The following is a 16,823-nucleotide window of genomic DNA, read 5'->3' as shown; positions in this document are numbered from 1 at the left end:
TACAAATAACGTGTCGAGTATATCAGTCAACCGCGTATTCACTGGTCTGAAAAGCTTCCGATAGCCTCGAATTAGGACTTTTACGCATAAAACTGCTCGATGTTACCACCGCTAAAGGACAACGGGTAATCCCGTCTGCTTAGATATAAACGCAATTGCTCACTCCGCAGACAACATTAAGCGTAAACGGCCTCCCGCCCCCCAAATTTGGCACTGCCATGAGGTACAGCGTTGACTAATTTGATTAAGGTAAGCATCACCCAGGGTGCCCAAAGGAACGCCATTGCTAATCTGAATTTGATGCTCACCGGTATTCAGCGTGCCATTAAGTCCCGCCGACACCAGAATTAAATTTTTCAGTCCGCTGTGGTAATACCCCACTAACAAAGGAAACTGGCCGGGAAGGTTTGCCTGACGCAGGAGCTGATTCACCTGTTTTAGCAGACTCCCCATTTCTGGTAGCCGTTGTCCCTGATGCGCCAGCTGCTCCTGTAGCAAGCCATTGAACAACGCGCGCAATAATAAAGCGGCCAGGACGCCATTATCTCCTGCCCGCGTGACATCCAGACAATAGAAGGCCAAATCATTGTCCGAGAGCGGCGCGATATCGAGTACCAGACCGGGTTTATCCGCCGACACCAGCTGGCGATAATGAATGCGGCAGTGCGACATTTCCTGTTGCACCGGCGGCTGTAATTCCTGCAGTAATCGTGAAGCCGCAGTGGGATTACTGACCAGCGCGTCCCAGTCCTCAAATAAACGCTCTTCCTCTTCCACCCGTGAACTGAACATCGCAGGATAGAGGCAGGCATAAACGGTTTCGCGCAGGCGATCGAAATCTTTTACTGGCTTTAACAACACGTCCTGAACGCCAAGCCGCAACGCTTTGGCTATATCAGCCATGTTTTCGGTAGCGGAAATCATCAGGATCGGTAGCTGCTCGCCGCGGTTACGCAACGTCTCCACCAGCTCCAGACCGTTCATTCTCGGCATCGAAATGTCGCAAATCATCAGGTCCGGATGCACCTCCGTCATTTTATGCAGGGCATCCTTGCCATCTTCCGCCTGGAAGGTTGTTGCTCCCAGCGAGGTCAGCCATCCATGCAAGAGTGAGCGGAAAACGGGTTCGTCTTCAACTATCAGAATCTGTTTTCCCGCCAATGGCTGCGTCATGATATCTCCCCTGGCTGACGATAATTCAATAGTGGCACGCTATTCTCACTATCGCCTGTCAGAATTTGCTTAAGTCAGGTACTCGTGCGTTAAATCGCGGTACGCACTAAGGGTAATAATTCATCCATTTTCTTTTCTACCGCCAACTGCCCTGCGGTAATCGCCTCGCCGGCGCGATGGAAATCAAGCGTCGAGACTTGCGGACAGTACGGTTGCAACAGGATATCCGGCGGGTCACCCGCCATACGATTGCGTTTAAGACGGTTCTCCAGGACCTGGATAGAGGTGGTCATGATCTCCATCGCCGTCGGCGTCACGGCCGTACGGCGGGAACTCATTTGCGTCAAGCGTGCGCGCAGACGAGTATGCCATGGCCCCTCCTTCGCTTCGGCTTCCCGCCGCGGCGTTTCGAGGGAGAATAAATCCTGCTGCATAAGGTGGGCATCATGTTGCAAATCCACGGCAATCACGATATCCGCCCCCATTGCCCGCGTAAGCGATACGGGAACCGGATTGACCACCGCGCCATCAACCAGCCAGTAACCGTTATGCCTGACCGGCGACATTAACCCCGGCATACTGCAGGAGGCTCGAATCGCTAAGTGCAGATCGCCTTCGGTAAACCACAGCTCCCGGCCAGTGCTTAAATTTGTCGCGACGGCGGCAAATCGCCGTTCGCAGTGTTCGATATCGGTCACGGGCATGATGCGGCGATAATGATTGAACACCTTTTCACCCCGCAGTAGTCCACCGCGGCGCCAGGAGAGGTCCATCAGTTTCAGAACGTCCCAGTTACTGAAAGAGCAGACCCAGGACTCAAGGGCCGGGAGTCGGTTACAGGCATACGCCGCCCCTACCAGCGAAACGATAGAGCAACCGGCCACGATATCAATCTCAATGCCGGCCTGCTGGAGGGCGTTGATGACGCCAATATGCGACCATCCGCGGGCGGCGCCCGCACCTAACGCCAGACCAATTTTAAGCTTTCTCATTAGTACTGATAACTATCCTTCCACTCTGAGCGTGGCAACATTGTCACGGCTCAGTTAACATAAAGCCCTTTGGCGTAGAAGCGCCGTTACTCTTTCTTCCATGGAGGCAATTTTGTCGCAATTATGCCCCTGTGGCAGCGCACTGGAGTATAGCTCATGTTGCCAGCGATATCTGTCCGGCGCTGAGCTTGCGCCAGGCCCGTCACAGCTTATGCGCTCCCGTTACAGCGCGTTCGTCATGAAAGATGCCGACTATCTGATCAAAACCTGGCATCCGTCCTGTCAGGCGCAGCAGTTTCGCGCCGAACTGGAGAAAGGCTTTGCCCACACCGAATGGCTGGGCTTAACCCTGTTCGCCAGCGATGATGGACGAGCCGCCAATGAAGGCTTTGTCAGCTTTATCGCCCGCTTTAATGACAATAACCGCCCGGGCGCCATTATTGAACGTTCCAGATTCTTAAAAGAAAATGGACAGTGGTACTATATCGACGGGACACGGCCGCTGATTGGCCGTAACGACCCCTGCCCTTGCGGTTCAGGTAAAAAATTTAAAAAATGCTGCGGCCAGTAACGCTACCGCAGCGCTTGCAAACACTACAGGATTTTCCTCGCGATGCATTCATTACAACGTAAAGTACTACGCACTATTTGCCCTGATCAGAAAGGCCTCATCGCGCGTATCACCAATATCTGCTACAAGCACGAACTTAACATTGTGCAGAACAACGAATTTGTTGACCACCGTACCGGTCGTTTCTTTATGCGCACCGAACTGGAAGGCATCTTCAACGACGCTATTCTGCTGGCCGATCTGGACAGCGCCCTGCCGGAAGGCTCGATTCGTGAACTCAATCCGGCAGGCCGCCGCCGGGTAGTGATTCTGGTGACGAAAGAGGCGCACTGCCTCGGCGATCTGCTGATGAAAGCCAACTACGGCGGGCTGGATGTCGACATTGCCGCGGTTATTGGCAACCATGACACCCTGCGCCCGCTGGTGGAACGTTTTGGCATCCCGTTTGAACTGGTCAGCCATGAAGGGCTGAGCCGCGAAGAGCACGACAAGCAGATGGGCGACGCGATTGCCGCCCACGAACCGGATTACGTGGTGCTGGCCAAGTATATGCGCGTTCTTACGCCGGAATTTGTCGCTCGTTTCCCGAACAAGATCATTAATATTCACCACTCGTTCCTGCCGGCGTTTATCGGCGCGCGTCCGTATCATCAGGCCTATGAGCGCGGTGTGAAGATCATCGGCGCCACCGCCCACTACGTGAATGATAACCTGGACGAAGGTCCCATCATTATGCAGGACGTCATTCACGTCGATCATACTTATACCGCAGAAGATATGATGCGTGCCGGGCGCGATGTCGAAAAAAACGTATTGAGCCGGGCGCTGTATCAGGTCCTGGCGCAGCGTGTCTTCGTCTACGGTAACCGGACGATTATTCTTTAATCGACTGAGAAATGAATTGGTTAGCTTTCCGGCGTTACGGGTAAAAATCAGGCAACCAGTTTATTTTTGTCAAAGGAATGCTTTACAGGGGCGCATCATTTGGTATGATGCGCCCCGCTTCCCGAGAAGGAAGCAGGCCAGTACTAAGCATTACCCCGTGGTGGGGTTCCCGAGCGGCCAAAGGGAGCAGACTGTAAATCTGCCGTCATCGACTTCGAAGGTTCGAATCCTTCCCCCACCACCATTATTCACTACAGTGATAGGGTTTCCCCGGCAGGCGTAAACGATGTTTGCACTTAGCGGGAAGGGTAAGAACCTTCGACTAAGGTTCGACTCGAGCGCCAGCGAGAGAACGTTGCCGCAGGCAACGGCCCGAAGGGCGAGGAGCGATAGCGACGAGTTATCCTTCCCCCACCACCATTCACTTTGCTGAATAGCCTACAATTTGATTTTACCCCTGGTGGGGTTCCCGAGCGGCCAAAGGGAGCAGACTGTAAATCTGCCGTCATCGACTTCGAAGGTTCGAATCCTTCCCCCACCACCATCTTCTTAAAAAACTTCCCAATTCGACTACTCGACGATCTTTTATATTCTGCCCTACGGGGAAGGATGAGAAGCTTCGACTAAGGTTCGACTCGAGCGTAGCGAGAGAACGTTGCCGCAGGCAACGGCCCGAAGGGCGAGGCGCTTTAGCGCCGAGTCATCCTTCCCCCACCACCATCTCTTCATGCATTACCCAACTTACTTCACTTGCGATACTCTATATTCTGCCCCACGGGGAAGGATGAGAAGCTTCGACTAAGGTTCGACTCGAGCGTAGCGAGAGAACGTTGCCGCAGGCAACGGCCCGAAGGGCGAGGCGCGTTAGCGCCGAGTCATCCTTCCCCCACTACTGTTGCACTCTCTTCAGCCACCTGTGCTGCTATCTCCTCGCTCGCGCTTCGCTTAGCGAGGCGACATGCTATATTCTCCCCTACGGGGGAGGATGAGAAGTTTCGACCAAGGTTCGACTCGAGCGTAGCGAGAGAACGTTGCCGCAGGCAACGGCCCGAAGGGCGAGGCGCTTTAGCGCCGAGTCATCCTTCCCCCACTACTGTTGCACTCTCTTCAGCCACCTGTGCTGCTATCTCCTCGCTCGCGCTTCGCTTAGCGAGGCTACAGGTGGTGCCGACCGGCGCCCCGGACTGGTGCGCCGCGCCGCCTCCGGGAAACTCACAGCGGGGGCAGTCGTCTCTTCACCGGCGAACTTTTCACCACCGAGGTATTGCACTGAGCAAATTCAGCCAGGCCGTCAAGCAGCGTATCCAGTTGGGCAATATCACGCACCACCAGTCGCATCACGAAACAATCCTCTCCGGTCACTTTGTCACTTTCGATGCACTCCGGCATCGCCTGGATATATTTATCTACCTTCTGCAGCAGACCAGGCAGCGGCCGGACCCGCACCAGCGCCTGCAGGCTGTAGCCCAGCGCGGCGAGATTCACCCGCGCCCCATAGCCCTGGATCACCCCCCGCTCCTCCAGGCGCTTCACCCGCTCGGCGGTGCTCGGCGAGGTCAGCCCCACCCGCGCGCTCAATACCTTCAACGAGACTCTGGCGTCCTGAGTCAGGCAAGCGAGGATCGCCCGGTCAATTTCATCAAGTAAGTCATTCATGGTTTTTACCTAATTATGAAAGGAATTTCCCCCTGCTTACCTTAATTCAGCCATGTCAGGCTGTCAGGATTTTTCGCACAATAATGGAAAACTTCTGGAGGTGAAATATGCAACTTACCCGCGGCGTCTGGCAAATGAGCCTGGCGATGATAATTTCTGGCTCGATCGGCGCGTTCGTGCTGCTCTCTGGTTTGCCGGTAATTGATGTGGTGTTCTGGCGCTGCCTGATTGGCGCGCTCACCCTGCTGCTGTTTATCGTTCTCAGCCGCCAACCCTTCAGTCGTCTCACGCGCTTCACCCTCGCCCTCGCGGTGCTTGGCGGCATTGCGCTGGTCATCAACTGGCTGCTGCTTTTTGCCGCCTACTCGCGTATTTCAATTGGCATGGCCACGGTGGTCTACAACACCCAGCCGTTTATGCTGGTACTGATGGGCATGGTGCTGGGGGAGCGAGTCAGCGCCGTAAAATGGGGATGGTTACTGCTGGCCTTCGGCGGCGTGGTGATCCTGCTGTCAAGCGAGCTTGCCCCGGCGCACGGCGATAGTCTCGCGACCGGCGTTTTGCTGGCATTAGGCGCAGCATTTTTCTATGCTCTGACCGCCATTATCGCCCGCAAACTGCATCCGCTCCCTGCTCAGCATATCGCCTTTATTCAGGTGCTGGTCGGCGTCGTGATGCTGCTGCCGCTGGTGCAAATGCCCGAGTTTTCTGCCAGCTTTCCCTGGCGCTATCTGCTGATCCTCGGCGTCGTCCATACCGGGATCATGTATCAGCTTTTATATAGCGCGATACAGAAGCTGCCAACGCCCATTACCGGTTCACTCTCCTTTATTTATCCACTGGTGGCGATGGGGGTCGACTATCTGGTCTTCCACCATGCGTTAACCCCTGTGCAGTGGTGCGGCGGGATGCTGATTCTGTTTGCCGCCGCGGGGAATAACCTCGGCTGGGGCGAAAAAAAACCCCGCCAGAGCGGGGTCAGTCAGCAGTCGCGGGCCAGTTAGCGACGGGCGCGAACAATCTGGTATTTGCGCGTCAGGTACTCTACCGGCGCGCTCCAGATATGAACCAGACGGGAGAACGGGAACAGCAGGAACAGGGTCATACCCAGCACCAGGTGGACGCGGAAGATAAACGCCACGCCATCCAGGTGCTGCGACGCACCGCCGTGGAAGGTGACCACCGACTGCGCCCAGCCGACCAGCTTCATCATTTCGCTGCCGTCCATATGCTGGGCTGAGAACGGGATCGTCAGCAGGCCCAACGCACACTGCACCATCAGCAGGGAGAGGATCAGAATATCCGCGCCGGTGGTGGTGGCGCGAACGCGCGGGCTGAGCAGACGACGCTTGAGCAGCAGTAAACCGCCCACCAGGGTCATCACGCCGCAGGCGCCGCCGGCGATCATCGCCATCTTCTGCTTGACGTCGATCGGCAGGAAGGATTCATACATCCAGTGCGGCGTCAGCATACCGAGGAAGTGGCCGGCGAAAATGCCGAGGATGCCGATATGAAACAGGTTCGACGCCAGATTCATCCCTTTACGGTCCAGCATCTGGCTGGAGGCCGCTCGCCAAGTGTACTGACCGTAGTCATAGCGCAGCCAACTGCCGATCAGAAACACCGAGCCCGCAATGTACGGATAAATGTCAAAGAAGAACATATTCAGGAAGTGCATTATTGCTGTCCTCCGTTAGAGATATTCAGATATTGCGGGGCCACGGCTCCGGCAAAACGACGCTGGTGAGCGGAAATCTCCGACTCGCCGCAGCCCTGGTCGGCAAAGAATTTAACCTGTTCTTCTTCCCAGACTGCGTCCAGCGCCTGCGGCGTATCGTCGCGGGCTTCGTCGGCAATCTTCTCCGCCACCTTCTGGCTGTCGACCTGAGTGTTGGCCAGCTTCAGCAGCAGCTCGAACAGCACCGCATAGCGGCTCTCGCGCTGCTGCAGGCGCGCGCTGAGCAGGCCGAGGATCGGCGCGACGTCCCGCAGGCCGCCAAGGGCTTCCTCTTCCGGCAGCTGCGCCAGATACTCCAGATACAGCGGCAGATGATCCGGCAGCTCATGGCTATCGAGCAGCAGACCGTGGCGCTCATACTGCGCCATCAGGTCAACCATCGCCTGGCCGCGATCGCGGGATTCGCCGTGCACGTGTTCAAACAGCAGCAGCGAGGTGGCCCGGCCGCGGTCAAACAGTTCGCTGTAGGCCGCCTGGGCATCCAGCGGATCCTGAGCCAGCAGATCGCGCAGAAAAACGCCCAGCGCGTGAGCATCTTCTTTGCCGAGTTTCTCCGATGACGCGAGCGCCTCGAACATCTCCTGCTGATGCTGCCATAAGGCAGCGTCAGGGTATTCGAGCAAACGCGACACAATCACAAGTTCAATCATGCGTGCGGCTCCGTTTTGCTGGTCACGTCGATGGCGTCGATGCGACGGCTGTTGAACAGGTTGAACTGGCTGTCAGAGCCGTGGCAGCCGTCGCCAAAGCTAAAGCCGCAGCCATTTTTCTCCGGAAACGCTTCCCGCGCCTGTTCACGATGGCTGCTCGGCACCACGAAACGGTCTTCGTAGTTGGCGATCGCCAGGTAGCGGTACATCTCCTGAGCCTGCGCTTCGCTTAAGCCCACCTCTTCCAGCGCGCGGGTATCGACAACGCCGTCAACGGTTTCCGCCCGCTTATAGTGACGCATCGCCAGCATCCGCTTCAGGGCCAACAGGACCGGTTGGGTATCGCCGGCGGTCAGCAGATTCGCCAGATACTGCACCGGAATACGCAGGCTTTCCACGTCCGGCAGGATCCCGTTGCTGCCCAGTTCGCCGGCATCGGCGGCGGACTGAATCGGCGACAGCGGCGGCACGTACCAAACCATCGGCAGGGTGCGATATTCCGGGTGCAGCGGCAGGGCCAGCTTCCAGTCCATCGCCATTTTCCAGACCGGCGACTGCTGCGCGGCTTCAATCACGCCCTGCGGTACGCCATCTTTCAGCGCCTGCTCAATCACTTTCGGGTCGTTCGGATCGAGGAACACGTCCAGTTGACGCTGATAGAGATCTTTCTCGTTCTCGGTGCTGGCGGCATTTTCGATCGCGTCCGCGTCATACAGCAGGACGCCGAGGTAGCGGATTCGGCCCACGCAGGTTTCGGAGCATACCGTCGGCATTCCGGATTCAATACGCGGGTAGCAGAAGATGCACTTCTCAGATTTCCCGCTCTTCCAGTTGAAGTAGATCTTCTTGTACGGGCAGCCGGTGATGCACATCCGCCAGCCGCGGCACTTGTCCTGGTCGATCAGCACGATGCCGTCTTCTTCACGCTTATAGATGGCGCCGCTCGGGCAGGTTGCGACGCACGCCGGATTCAGGCAGTGCTCGCACAGGCGCGGCAGATACATCATGAAGGTGTTCTCGAACTGGCCGTACATCGCCTTCTGCATGTTGTCGAAGTTCTGGTCTTTGGCGCGCTTTTCAAACTCGCCGCCGAGGATCTCTTCCCAGTTCGGACCGCTGGTGATCTTGTCCATCCGCTGGCCGGTGATCAGCGAGCGCGGACGGGCGATCGGCTGATGTTTACTCTCCGGGGCGTTATGCAGGTTCTGGTAGTCGAAATCGAACGGCTCGTAGTAATCATCGATGCCCGGCAGATGCGGGTTCGCGAAGATTTTACCTAACAGCATCGCGCGGTTGCCCATGCGCGGCTGCAGCTTGCCGTTGATTTTGCGGATCCAGCCGCCCTTCCATTTCTCCTGGTTTTCCCAGTCGTTCGGAAAACCAACGCCAGGCTTACTCTCCACGTTATTGAACCAGGCGTACTCCATCCCTTCCCGGCTGGTCCAGACGTTTTTACAGGTTACCGAGCAGGTGTGGCAGCCGATGCATTTATCGAGATTCAGCACCATGCCGACTTGTGAACGAATTTTCATTTTACGCTCTCCTGTACCTGGTCATTGCCTTCGCCGTCTAACCAGTTAATGTTCTTCATCTTACGTACCACCACAAACTCATCGCGGTTGGAGCCGACGGTGCCGTAGTAGTTAAAGCCATAGGCCAGATGGCCATAGCCGCCGATCATATGGGTCGGTTTCGGCGTAATACGGGTAACCGAGTTATGGATCCCGCCGCGCTGGCCGGTGACTTCAGAGCCAGGCAGGTTCACGATGCGTTCCTGCGCGTGGTACATCATGGTCATCCCGGCCGGCACGCGCTGGCTCACCACCGCGCGCGCCGTCAGGGCGCCGTTGGCGTTGAACACTTCGATCCAGTCGTTATCTTCGATACCCAGATCTTTCGCATCCGCCTCGCTCATCCAGACGATCGGACCGCCGCGTGACAGGGTCAGCATCAGCAGGTTATCGCTGTAGGTCGAGTGGATACCCCATTTCTGGTGCGGCGTCAGGAAGTTCAGCGCCTTCTCCGGGTTGCCGTTGGACTTCTCGCCCATCACCGCTTTCACCGAGCGGGTGTCAATCGGCGGACGATAAACCAGCAGGCTCTCGCCAAAGTCGCGCATCCACTGGTGATCCTGATACAGCGACTGACGACCGGACAGAGTACGCCATGGGATCAGCTCGTGAACGTTGGTGTATCCGGCGTTATAGGAGACGTGTTCGTCTTCCAGCCCGGACCAGGTCGGGCTGGAGATGATTTTCCGCGGCTGCGCCTGAATATCGCGGAAACGGATCTTCTCGTCTTCTTTGTTCAGCGCCAGGTGCGCGTGCTCGCGGCCGGTGATTTCGCTCAGCGCTTTCCACGCCTTCACCGCCACCTGACCGTTCGTTTCCGGCGCCAGGGTGAGGATCATCTCCGCGGCGTCGATGGCCGTTTCCAGCTTCGGCTGACCTTTCGCCGGGCCGTCGGCCTTGGTGTAGTTGAGCTTACGCAGCAGGTCCATTTCGCTCTGGGTATTCCAGGCGATGCCTTTCCCGCCGTTGCCGATGGTTTCCAGCAGCGGGCCAATGGAGGTGAAGCGCTCATAAGTCGCCGGGTAATCACGCTCGACCGGAATAATATGCGGGGCGGTTTTCCCCGGAATCAGGTCACATTCGCCCTTCTTCCAGTCTTTGACGTCCAGCGGCTGCGCCATTTCCGCGGCGGAATCATGCTGGATCGGCAGCGTAACGACGTCGGTTTCTTTACCGAGGTGGCCCACGCACACTTCAGAGAATTTCTTCGCGATGCCTTTATAGATATCCCAGTCGCTCTTCGATTCCCAGGCCGGGTCAACGGCCGCTGACAGCGGATGAATAAACGGATGCATATCCGAGGTATTCATGTCGTCTTTTTCGTACCAGGTGGCGGTCGGCAGCACGATGTCGGAGTAGAGACAGGTGCTCGACAGACGGAAGTCGAGGGTCACCACCAGGTCCAGTTTGCCGTCGAGGCCGTTATCGCGCCATTCAACTTCTTCCGGCTTCACGCCGCCCTGCTTGCCAAGGTCTTTACCCTGAATGCCGTTCTCCGTACCCAGCAGGTACTTGAGCATGTACTCATGACCTTTACCGGAGGAGCCCAGCAGGTTGGAACGCCAGATAAACAGGTTACGCGGATGGTTTTTTCCGTTTTCCGGCTGCTCTGCCGCAAAGCGAATCGATCCCTCCTTCAGAGATTTGACGGTGTAATCCACCGGCGTCATGCCCGCTTTTTTCGCCTCATCGGCGATGCGCAGCGGGTTTACGCCCAGCTGCGGCGCCGACGGCAGCCAGCCCATCCGCTCGGCGCGGACGTTGAAGTCGATCAGATGGCCGCTGTAGCGGGACTTATCCGCCATCGGCGAGAGCAGCTCCTGCGCGGTCACGCTTTCATAGCGCCACTGGCTGGAGTGGTTATAGAAGTACGAGGTGCTGTTCATATGACGTGCCGGGCGTTGCCAGTCAAGGGCGAACGCCAGCGGCTGCCAGCCGGTCTGCGGACGCAGTTTTTCCTGGCCCACATAGTGCGCCCAACCGCCGCCGCTCTGGCCGACGCAACCGCAGAAGATCAGCATGTTGATCAGACCGCGGTAGTTCATGTCGAGGTGGAACCAGTGGTTGAGACCCGCCCCGACGATAATCATCGACCGACCATGGGTTTTATCGGCGTTATCGGCAAACTCGCGGGCGGTACGGATAATATGCGCGCGGGAGACGCCGGTAATTTTTTCCGCCCAGGCCGGAGTGTAGGCTTTCACTTCATCATAGCTGGCGGCGCAGTTGTCATCGTTCAGACCGCGCTCCAGGCCATAGTTGGCCATGGTCAGGTCGTACACGGTGGTCACCAGGGCGGTGGAGCCGTCAGCCAGCTGCAGGCGTTTAACCGGCAGTTTGTGCAGCAGAATGTTTTCCAGCGCGACTTTGTTGAAGTGTTCAGAACCTTCGCCGCCGAAGTACGGGAAGCCGACGTCCGCGACCTCGTCATGGCTACCCAGCAGGCTCAGACGCAGCTCAATCTCTTCGCCGGTTTTACCGTCGCGCTGTTCGAGGTTCCATTTGCCTTTGTCGCCCCAGCGGAATCCGAGGGAACCGTTCGGCACGGTCAGATCGCCCTTCTCATCAAAGGCGACGGTTTTCCATTCCGGATTCTTCTCCTGACCAAGGGAATCCACGAGGTCGGACGCGCGCAGCGTGCGGCCGGCGGCGTAATAGCCGTCGCGCTCCTCAAGCATCACCAGCATCGGCATGTCGGTGTAGCGACGCACGTAATCGGTGAAGTACTGGCTCGGTTTATCAAGATGGAACTCACGCAGCATCACGTGGCCCATCGCCAGCGCCATCGCGGCATCGGTACCCTGCTTCGGCGCCAGCCACAGATCGCAGAGCTTGGCGATTTCGGCGTAGTCCGGGGTGATGGCGACAGTTTTGGTCCCTTTATAGCGAACTTCGGTAAAGAAGTGCGCATCCGGGGTACGGGTCTGCGGCACGTTGGAGCCCCAGGCGATGATATAGCTGGAGTTGTACCAGTCGGCGGATTCCGGCACGTCGGTCTGCTCGCCCCAGGTCATCGGCGAGGCCGGCGGCAGGTCGCAGTACCAGTCGTAGAAGCTCAGGCAGGTACCGCCGATCAGCGACAGGTAACGAGCGCCGGAGGCGTAGGAGACCATCGACATCGCCGGGATCGGCGAGAAGCCGGCCACGCGATCCGGACCGTAAGTTTTCACGGTATAGACGTTGGAGGCGGCAATCAGCTCATTCACTTCCTGCCAGGAGGAGCGGACAAACCCGCCGCGACCGCGAGCCTGCTTGAAGCTTTTCGCTTTGTCGGCGTCTTCGATAATCGAGGCCCATGCCTCAACCGGATCGCTATGCTGGACCTTCGCTTCCCGCCACATCTTCATCAGGCGTTTGCGCATCAGCGGGTATTTCAGGCGGTTCGCGCTGTACAGATACCAGGAGTAGCTGGCGCCGCGCGGGCAGCCGCGTGGTTCATGGTTTGGCAGGTCCGGACGGGTGCGCGGATAGTCCGTTTGCTGGGTTTCCCAGGTCACCAGTCCGTTTTTGACATAAATCTTCCAGCTGCATGAACCGGTGCAGTTGACACCGTGAGTGGAACGCACAATTTTGTCATGCTGCCAACGTTGACGGTATCCATCCTCCCAGTCCCGGTTGGTGTTTAGAAGCTGGCCGTGCCCATCGGCAAAGGTTTCACCCTTCTGTTTGAAGTAGCGAAACCGGTCCAGGAATTTACTCATCGGGTTTCTCCTGATATGGAGCCTGACGGCTCTCTGATAAATCGACATTGCTGGATTTGCAGCGAAGGTAACGCTATGAAAGCGGACGGGAATTGATAGCGATCAATACGGACTGGCTTGTTATCGCGGCGGAAATTGGCATTTACCACCAAGGTGGTAGTAATCTCGATTTTTTAACTGCATGTTTTTTAATGGTTTTTATCGAAAAATGGGTCGCCAGGCGCGGAATTGTTCACCAGGGAGGTATTAAGGGGTAGAGCAGTGACGCTGGCAAGCCGTCCCTTCCCGGCTCAGTGGCCAATACGTATACAATCACCTATTAGTATGTTGTAACTAAATAGGCCGGTAAAAAAAGGCGCCTCCTTCGGGAGTACGCCTTTACGAAGCAACATCGACGATAGCGAATTACTGACGCTTACGGCCGTATACCGCCCAGGTGATGATCACGCAGGCGATATAGAAGATCAGGAAGACTTTCATCGCGCCGGCCGGCGAGCCGGTCAGATCCAGCGAGATACCGAACGCCTTCGGAATAAAGAAGCCGCCGATGGCGCCAATGGCGGAGATAAAGCCCAGCGCCGCCGCGGTATCGGTCGCCGCCTCGCGCATCGCCTGGGCTTCGCTGCCGCCCTGGGCCTTCACCCGGTCCATGGTCAGCTTACGGAAGATCACGGAGATCATCTGGAAGGTGGAAGCGCTCCCCAGCCCGGCGGTCAGGAACAGCACCATAAACACCGCGAAGAAGGCGATGAAGTTACCGCCCTGGCCGTTGGTCGGCAGGGTCAGGAACAGCAGCGCACAGAAGACAGCCATCACCACAAAGTTGACCAGCGTCACGCGGGTACCGCCGAGACGGTCGGAGATCGCCCCGCCCATCGAACGCGCCAGCGCGCCAATAAACGGACCGAAGAAGGCGTAGTGTAGGATCTGCACGTCCGGGAACTGGGTCTTTGACAGCATGGCGAAACCGGCGGAGAAACCGATAAAGGAGCCAAAGGTCGCCAGATAGAGCAGCGCCATGATCCACAGGTGCAGGCGTTTGAGCACCGGCAGCTGTTCGCTCAGCGAGGCTTTAGAAGCGGACAGGTCGTTCATAAAGAACCACGCCGCCAGGGTGAAAATAATCAGGAAAGGTACCCAGATCCACGCGGCGTTTTCCAGATACAGCATTGAGCCGTCCGGCTGCTCGCTGCCGGTCCCGCCAAAAATGGCAAACACCGAGACCGACACCACCAGCGGCGCGACCAGCTGCATCACGCTGACGCCCATATTACCAAGGCCGCCGTTGACGCCCAGCGCCCCGCCCTGCTTCGCTTTCGGGAAGAAGAAGCTGATATTGGCCATACTGGAGGCGAAGTTGGCCCCGGCGAAGCCGCACAGCAGAGAGATGATCACGAAGACGCTAAACGGCGTGGAGGTATCCTGGACCGCAAAGCCCAGCCACACGCACGGCACAATCATGATCCCGGTACTGAACGCCGTCCAGCGGCGGCCGCCGAACAGCGGTACCATGAAAGCATAAGGCACGCGCAACAAAGCGCCTGACAGCGCCGGCAGCGCGGTCAGCATAAACAGCTGATCGGTCGTAAACTGAAAGCCCACTTTGTTGAGGTTAACGGCAACGGCGCTGAACAACATCCACACGCAGAACGCCAGTAACAGACAGGGAACGGAGATCCATAAATTGCGGCTCGCCACATGGTGGCCGCGCTGTTGCCAGAATTCAGGATCTTCAGGCCGCCAGTCGGTAATGACCGAGCGGTTAGCCTTCTCCGGGAGGGAAGATTGACTCATAGATACCTCTGATTATTCATTTTTCCTGCCGCTACCTTAGGGGTTGCCCCGGGCGGTAAGTTGATATAAATCAAAGGAAAAGCGCGCGCTAATTTGTGCGAAAATAAACCATGCTCCGAAGTGAGTAGAGAATGGTGGGAAAAAAAGTGTGGTTTTTCACACGGCTGCCGGGATGCGTCTAACCCCTCTCCCAACGGCGCCTACCACCGACAATTAAGGAGTAACTCTTTGTGGGTATGGGTATACTCCAGGGGATAGCCGAGAATAAGCGCCACTCCCGGGGACACGACCGGTCAGGAGCCACGCATTCCATGTTAAAACGTCTTTTTACCCCGCTGACGCTGGTCAATCAACTGGCGTTGATCGTCCTGCTTGCCACCCTTACTGGCGTCGCCGGTATGGCGATCTCCGCGCGCCTGGTCAACGGCGTGCAGGGCAGCGCGCACGCCATTAACAAAGCCGGGTCATTACGCATGCAGAGCTACCGGCTGCTGGCGGCGATCCCGCTGAATGAACACGACCAAAAGCTGGTCGATGATATGACCGCCACCGTCTTCAGTCCGGAGCTGCAAAACTCCGCCCGCCGCGACGGGCAGGAGCGCCAGCTGCAGGCCCTGCAGCAGTACTGGCAGCTGGCGCTGGCTCCCGGCATGCAGCGCGCGGTCAACCAGGCGGAGGTCGCCCAGGATGTCGCCGACTTTGTCGATCGTATCGACCAGCTGGTCACCGCATTCGACCATACCACCGAGCAGCGTATCGAACGGGTGGTCTGGATCCATCGCCTCCTCGCCATCGGCATGGCGCTGCTGCTGATCTTCACCATCATCTGGCTACGCGCCCGCCTGCTGCGGCCATGGAAACAGCTGCTGAGCATGGCGCGAGCGGTGAGCCAGCGTGATTTCACCCAGCGGGCGCACATCAGCGGACGCAACGAAATGGCGACCCTCGGCATGGCGCTAAATAACATGTCGGAAGAGCTGGCGGAAAGCTACGCCGTGCTCGAGCGCCGGGTGCAGGAGAAGACCGCCGGGCTGGAACAGAAGAACGAGATCCTCGCCTTCTTATGGCAGGCCAACCGCCGGCTGCACGCCAACGCCCCGCTCTGTGAACGCATTTCGCCGGTGCTGAACGGCCTGCAGGGTCTGACGCTGCTGCGCGATATCGAGGTGCGGGTCTACGATCTGGAAGATGAAGACAACCATCAGGAGTTTACCTGCCACTCGGATAATGAATGTGATGACATGGGCTGCTACCTCTGCCCACGCAACCTGCCGCCGCTACCGGATGGCGGCACAACGCTGAAGTGGCGGCTGTCGGATGCGCATAATCAGTACGGCATCCTGCTGGCGACGCTGCCGGTTGGCCGTCATCTCAGCCACGATCAGCAGCAGCTGGTGGATACGTTGGTTGAACAACTGACCAGCACCCTGGCGCTGGACCGCCATCAGGAGAAACAGCAGCAGCTGATCGTTATGGAAGAGCGGGCCACTATCGCCCGCGAGCTGCATGATTCCATCGCCCAGTCGCTATCCTGTATGAAGATGCAGGTCAGCTGCCTGCAGATGCAGGGCGACGCCTTGCCGGCGGAGAGCCGTCAGCTGCTGGGGCAGATACGTAACGAGCTGAATACCTCCTGGGCCCAGCTGCGTGAGCTGTTGACCACCTTCCGCCTGCAGCTGACCGAGCCGGGCCTGCGCCCGGCGCTAGAGGCCAGCTGTCAGGAGTACAGCGCCCACTTCGGCTTTACGGTGCAGCTTGATTATCAGCTCCCGCCGCGCTTTGTGCCGTCGCATCAGGCCATTCACCTGCTGCAGATCGCCCGCGAAGCGTTAAGCAATGCCCTGAAGCATGCCAGCGCGACCCAAGTCACCGTGACGGTGTCACAACGCGATAATCAGGTCCGTCTGGTGGTGGCGGATAACGGCCGCGGCGTGCCGGACCACGCCGAGCGGAGTAATCATTACGGTTTAATCATTATGCGGGATCGCGCGCAAAGTCTGCGCGGCGACTGTCAGGTTCGGCGCCGGGAAACCGGCGGGACCGAAGTGATCGTCACGTTTATCCCGGAAAAAACGTTTTCCATCCAATAAGG

Annotated in this window: 12 protein-coding genes, 2 tRNA genes and 4 other RNA genes; 10 read left to right on the top strand and 8 right to left on the bottom strand. The window is 57.7% G+C overall.

Annotation, left to right across the window (positions count from 1 at the left end):
• Positions 1-159 precede the first annotated feature (159 nt).
• Both rssB and rssA read right to left on the bottom strand, forming a co-directional pair.
• Complete coding sequence (gene rssB / locus LGM20_RS10015) at positions 160-1,173, bottom strand: two-component system response regulator RssB (protein WP_032453277.1); 1,014 nt, start codon at positions 1,171-1,173, stop codon at positions 160-162.
• Between the two features lie 89 nt (positions 1,174-1,262).
• Positions 1,263-2,165 carry a patatin-like phospholipase RssA gene (gene rssA / locus LGM20_RS10010; protein ID WP_044523856.1) on the bottom strand — a complete coding sequence of 301 codons (903 nt, stop codon included), beginning with the start codon at positions 2,163-2,165 and terminating at the stop codon, positions 1,263-1,265.
• A 112-nt stretch (positions 2,166-2,277) separates the two neighbouring features.
• On the opposite strand from rssA, the gene LGM20_RS10005 reads away from it, so the two are divergent.
• The 8 genes from LGM20_RS10005 (at position 2,278) to LGM20_RS09970 (ending at position 4,717) form a co-directional block, all read left to right on the top strand.
• A complete protein-coding gene (locus LGM20_RS10005) occupies positions 2,278-2,736 on the top strand; it encodes a YchJ family protein (RefSeq protein ID WP_032428898.1) in 459 nt (152 codons plus the stop codon).
• Between the two features lie 42 nt (positions 2,737-2,778).
• Entirely contained in the window at positions 2,779-3,621 is an 843-nt protein-coding gene (gene purU, locus LGM20_RS10000; protein WP_004203178.1) for a formyltetrahydrofolate deformylase, read from the top strand.
• A gap of 159 nt (positions 3,622-3,780) precedes the next feature.
• A tRNA-Tyr gene (locus LGM20_RS09995) sits at positions 3,781-3,865 on the top strand.
• A gap of 43 nt (positions 3,866-3,908) precedes the next feature.
• Positions 3,909-4,041: non-coding RNA, RtT sRNA (locus LGM20_RS09990), on the top strand.
• A gap of 39 nt (positions 4,042-4,080) precedes the next feature.
• A tRNA-Tyr gene (locus tag LGM20_RS09985) sits at positions 4,081-4,165 on the top strand.
• A 44-nt stretch (positions 4,166-4,209) separates the two neighbouring features.
• Positions 4,210-4,341, top strand: a non-coding RNA gene (locus tag LGM20_RS09980) — RtT sRNA.
• A 43-nt stretch (positions 4,342-4,384) separates the two neighbouring features.
• Positions 4,385-4,516, top strand: a non-coding RNA gene (locus tag LGM20_RS09975) — RtT sRNA.
• A gap of 69 nt (positions 4,517-4,585) precedes the next feature.
• Positions 4,586-4,717, top strand: a non-coding RNA gene (locus LGM20_RS09970) — RtT sRNA.
• A 116-nt stretch (positions 4,718-4,833) separates the two neighbouring features.
• On the opposite strand, the gene LGM20_RS09965 is transcribed toward LGM20_RS09970, so the two are convergent.
• The gene (locus LGM20_RS09965) at positions 4,834-5,277 is read right to left on the bottom strand and encodes an Lrp/AsnC family transcriptional regulator (RefSeq protein WP_023290130.1); all 444 of its coding nucleotides are present in this window, start codon (positions 5,275-5,277) and stop codon (positions 4,834-4,836) included.
• 107 nt (positions 5,278-5,384) lie between these two features.
• Between LGM20_RS09965 and LGM20_RS09960 the strand changes: the two genes are divergently transcribed.
• Positions 5,385-6,281: a DMT family transporter gene (locus LGM20_RS09960; RefSeq protein ID WP_023290131.1), complete on the top strand. Its 897-nt coding sequence runs from the start codon at positions 5,385-5,387 to the stop codon at positions 6,279-6,281.
• Here the strand turns inward: LGM20_RS09960 and narI are convergent.
• From narI to LGM20_RS09935, 5 genes are all read right to left on the bottom strand, one after another.
• Positions 6,278-6,955 (bottom strand): respiratory nitrate reductase subunit gamma, encoded by a 678-nt coding sequence (narI, locus tag LGM20_RS09955; RefSeq protein WP_002910189.1) that lies wholly within the window; start codon positions 6,953-6,955, stop codon positions 6,278-6,280. The two genes, LGM20_RS09960 and narI, sit on opposite strands and share 4 nt — an antisense overlap.
• Entirely contained in the window at positions 6,955-7,665 is a 711-nt protein-coding gene (narJ, locus tag LGM20_RS09950) for a nitrate reductase molybdenum cofactor assembly chaperone (protein WP_032453280.1), read from the bottom strand. The genes narI and narJ overlap by 1 nt, the downstream gene beginning before the upstream one ends.
• The gene (gene narH / locus LGM20_RS09945) at positions 7,662-9,197 is read right to left on the bottom strand and encodes a nitrate reductase subunit beta (protein WP_044523859.1); all 1,536 of its coding nucleotides are present in this window, start codon (positions 9,195-9,197) and stop codon (positions 7,662-7,664) included. The genes narJ and narH overlap by 4 nt, the downstream gene beginning before the upstream one ends.
• Positions 9,194-12,937, bottom strand: coding sequence for a nitrate reductase subunit alpha (locus tag LGM20_RS09940; RefSeq protein ID WP_044523861.1), 3,744 nt, complete (start codon positions 12,935-12,937; stop codon positions 9,194-9,196). Before LGM20_RS09940 ends, narH begins: the two co-directional genes overlap by 4 nt.
• 405 nt (positions 12,938-13,342) lie before the next feature.
• On the bottom strand, positions 13,343-14,731 hold the full coding sequence (locus LGM20_RS09935; protein ID WP_023290135.1) for a NarK family nitrate/nitrite MFS transporter: 1,389 nt from the start codon (positions 14,729-14,731) through the stop codon (positions 13,343-13,345).
• A 311-nt stretch (positions 14,732-15,042) separates the two neighbouring features.
• On the opposite strand from LGM20_RS09935, the gene narX reads away from it, so the two are divergent.
• A complete protein-coding gene (gene narX, locus LGM20_RS09930; protein WP_044523863.1) occupies positions 15,043-16,821 on the top strand; it encodes a nitrate/nitrite two-component system sensor histidine kinase NarX in 1,779 nt (592 codons plus the stop codon).
• Positions 16,822-16,823 lie beyond the last annotated feature (2 nt).

The sequence above is a fragment of the Klebsiella quasipneumoniae subsp. quasipneumoniae genome (assembly GCF_020525925.1).
Classification (GTDB): Bacteria; Pseudomonadota; Gammaproteobacteria; order Enterobacterales; family Enterobacteriaceae; genus Klebsiella; species Klebsiella quasipneumoniae.
The sequence above is the reverse complement of the archived record's forward strand: the minus strand, read 5'-3'. Positions and strand labels throughout refer to the sequence as shown.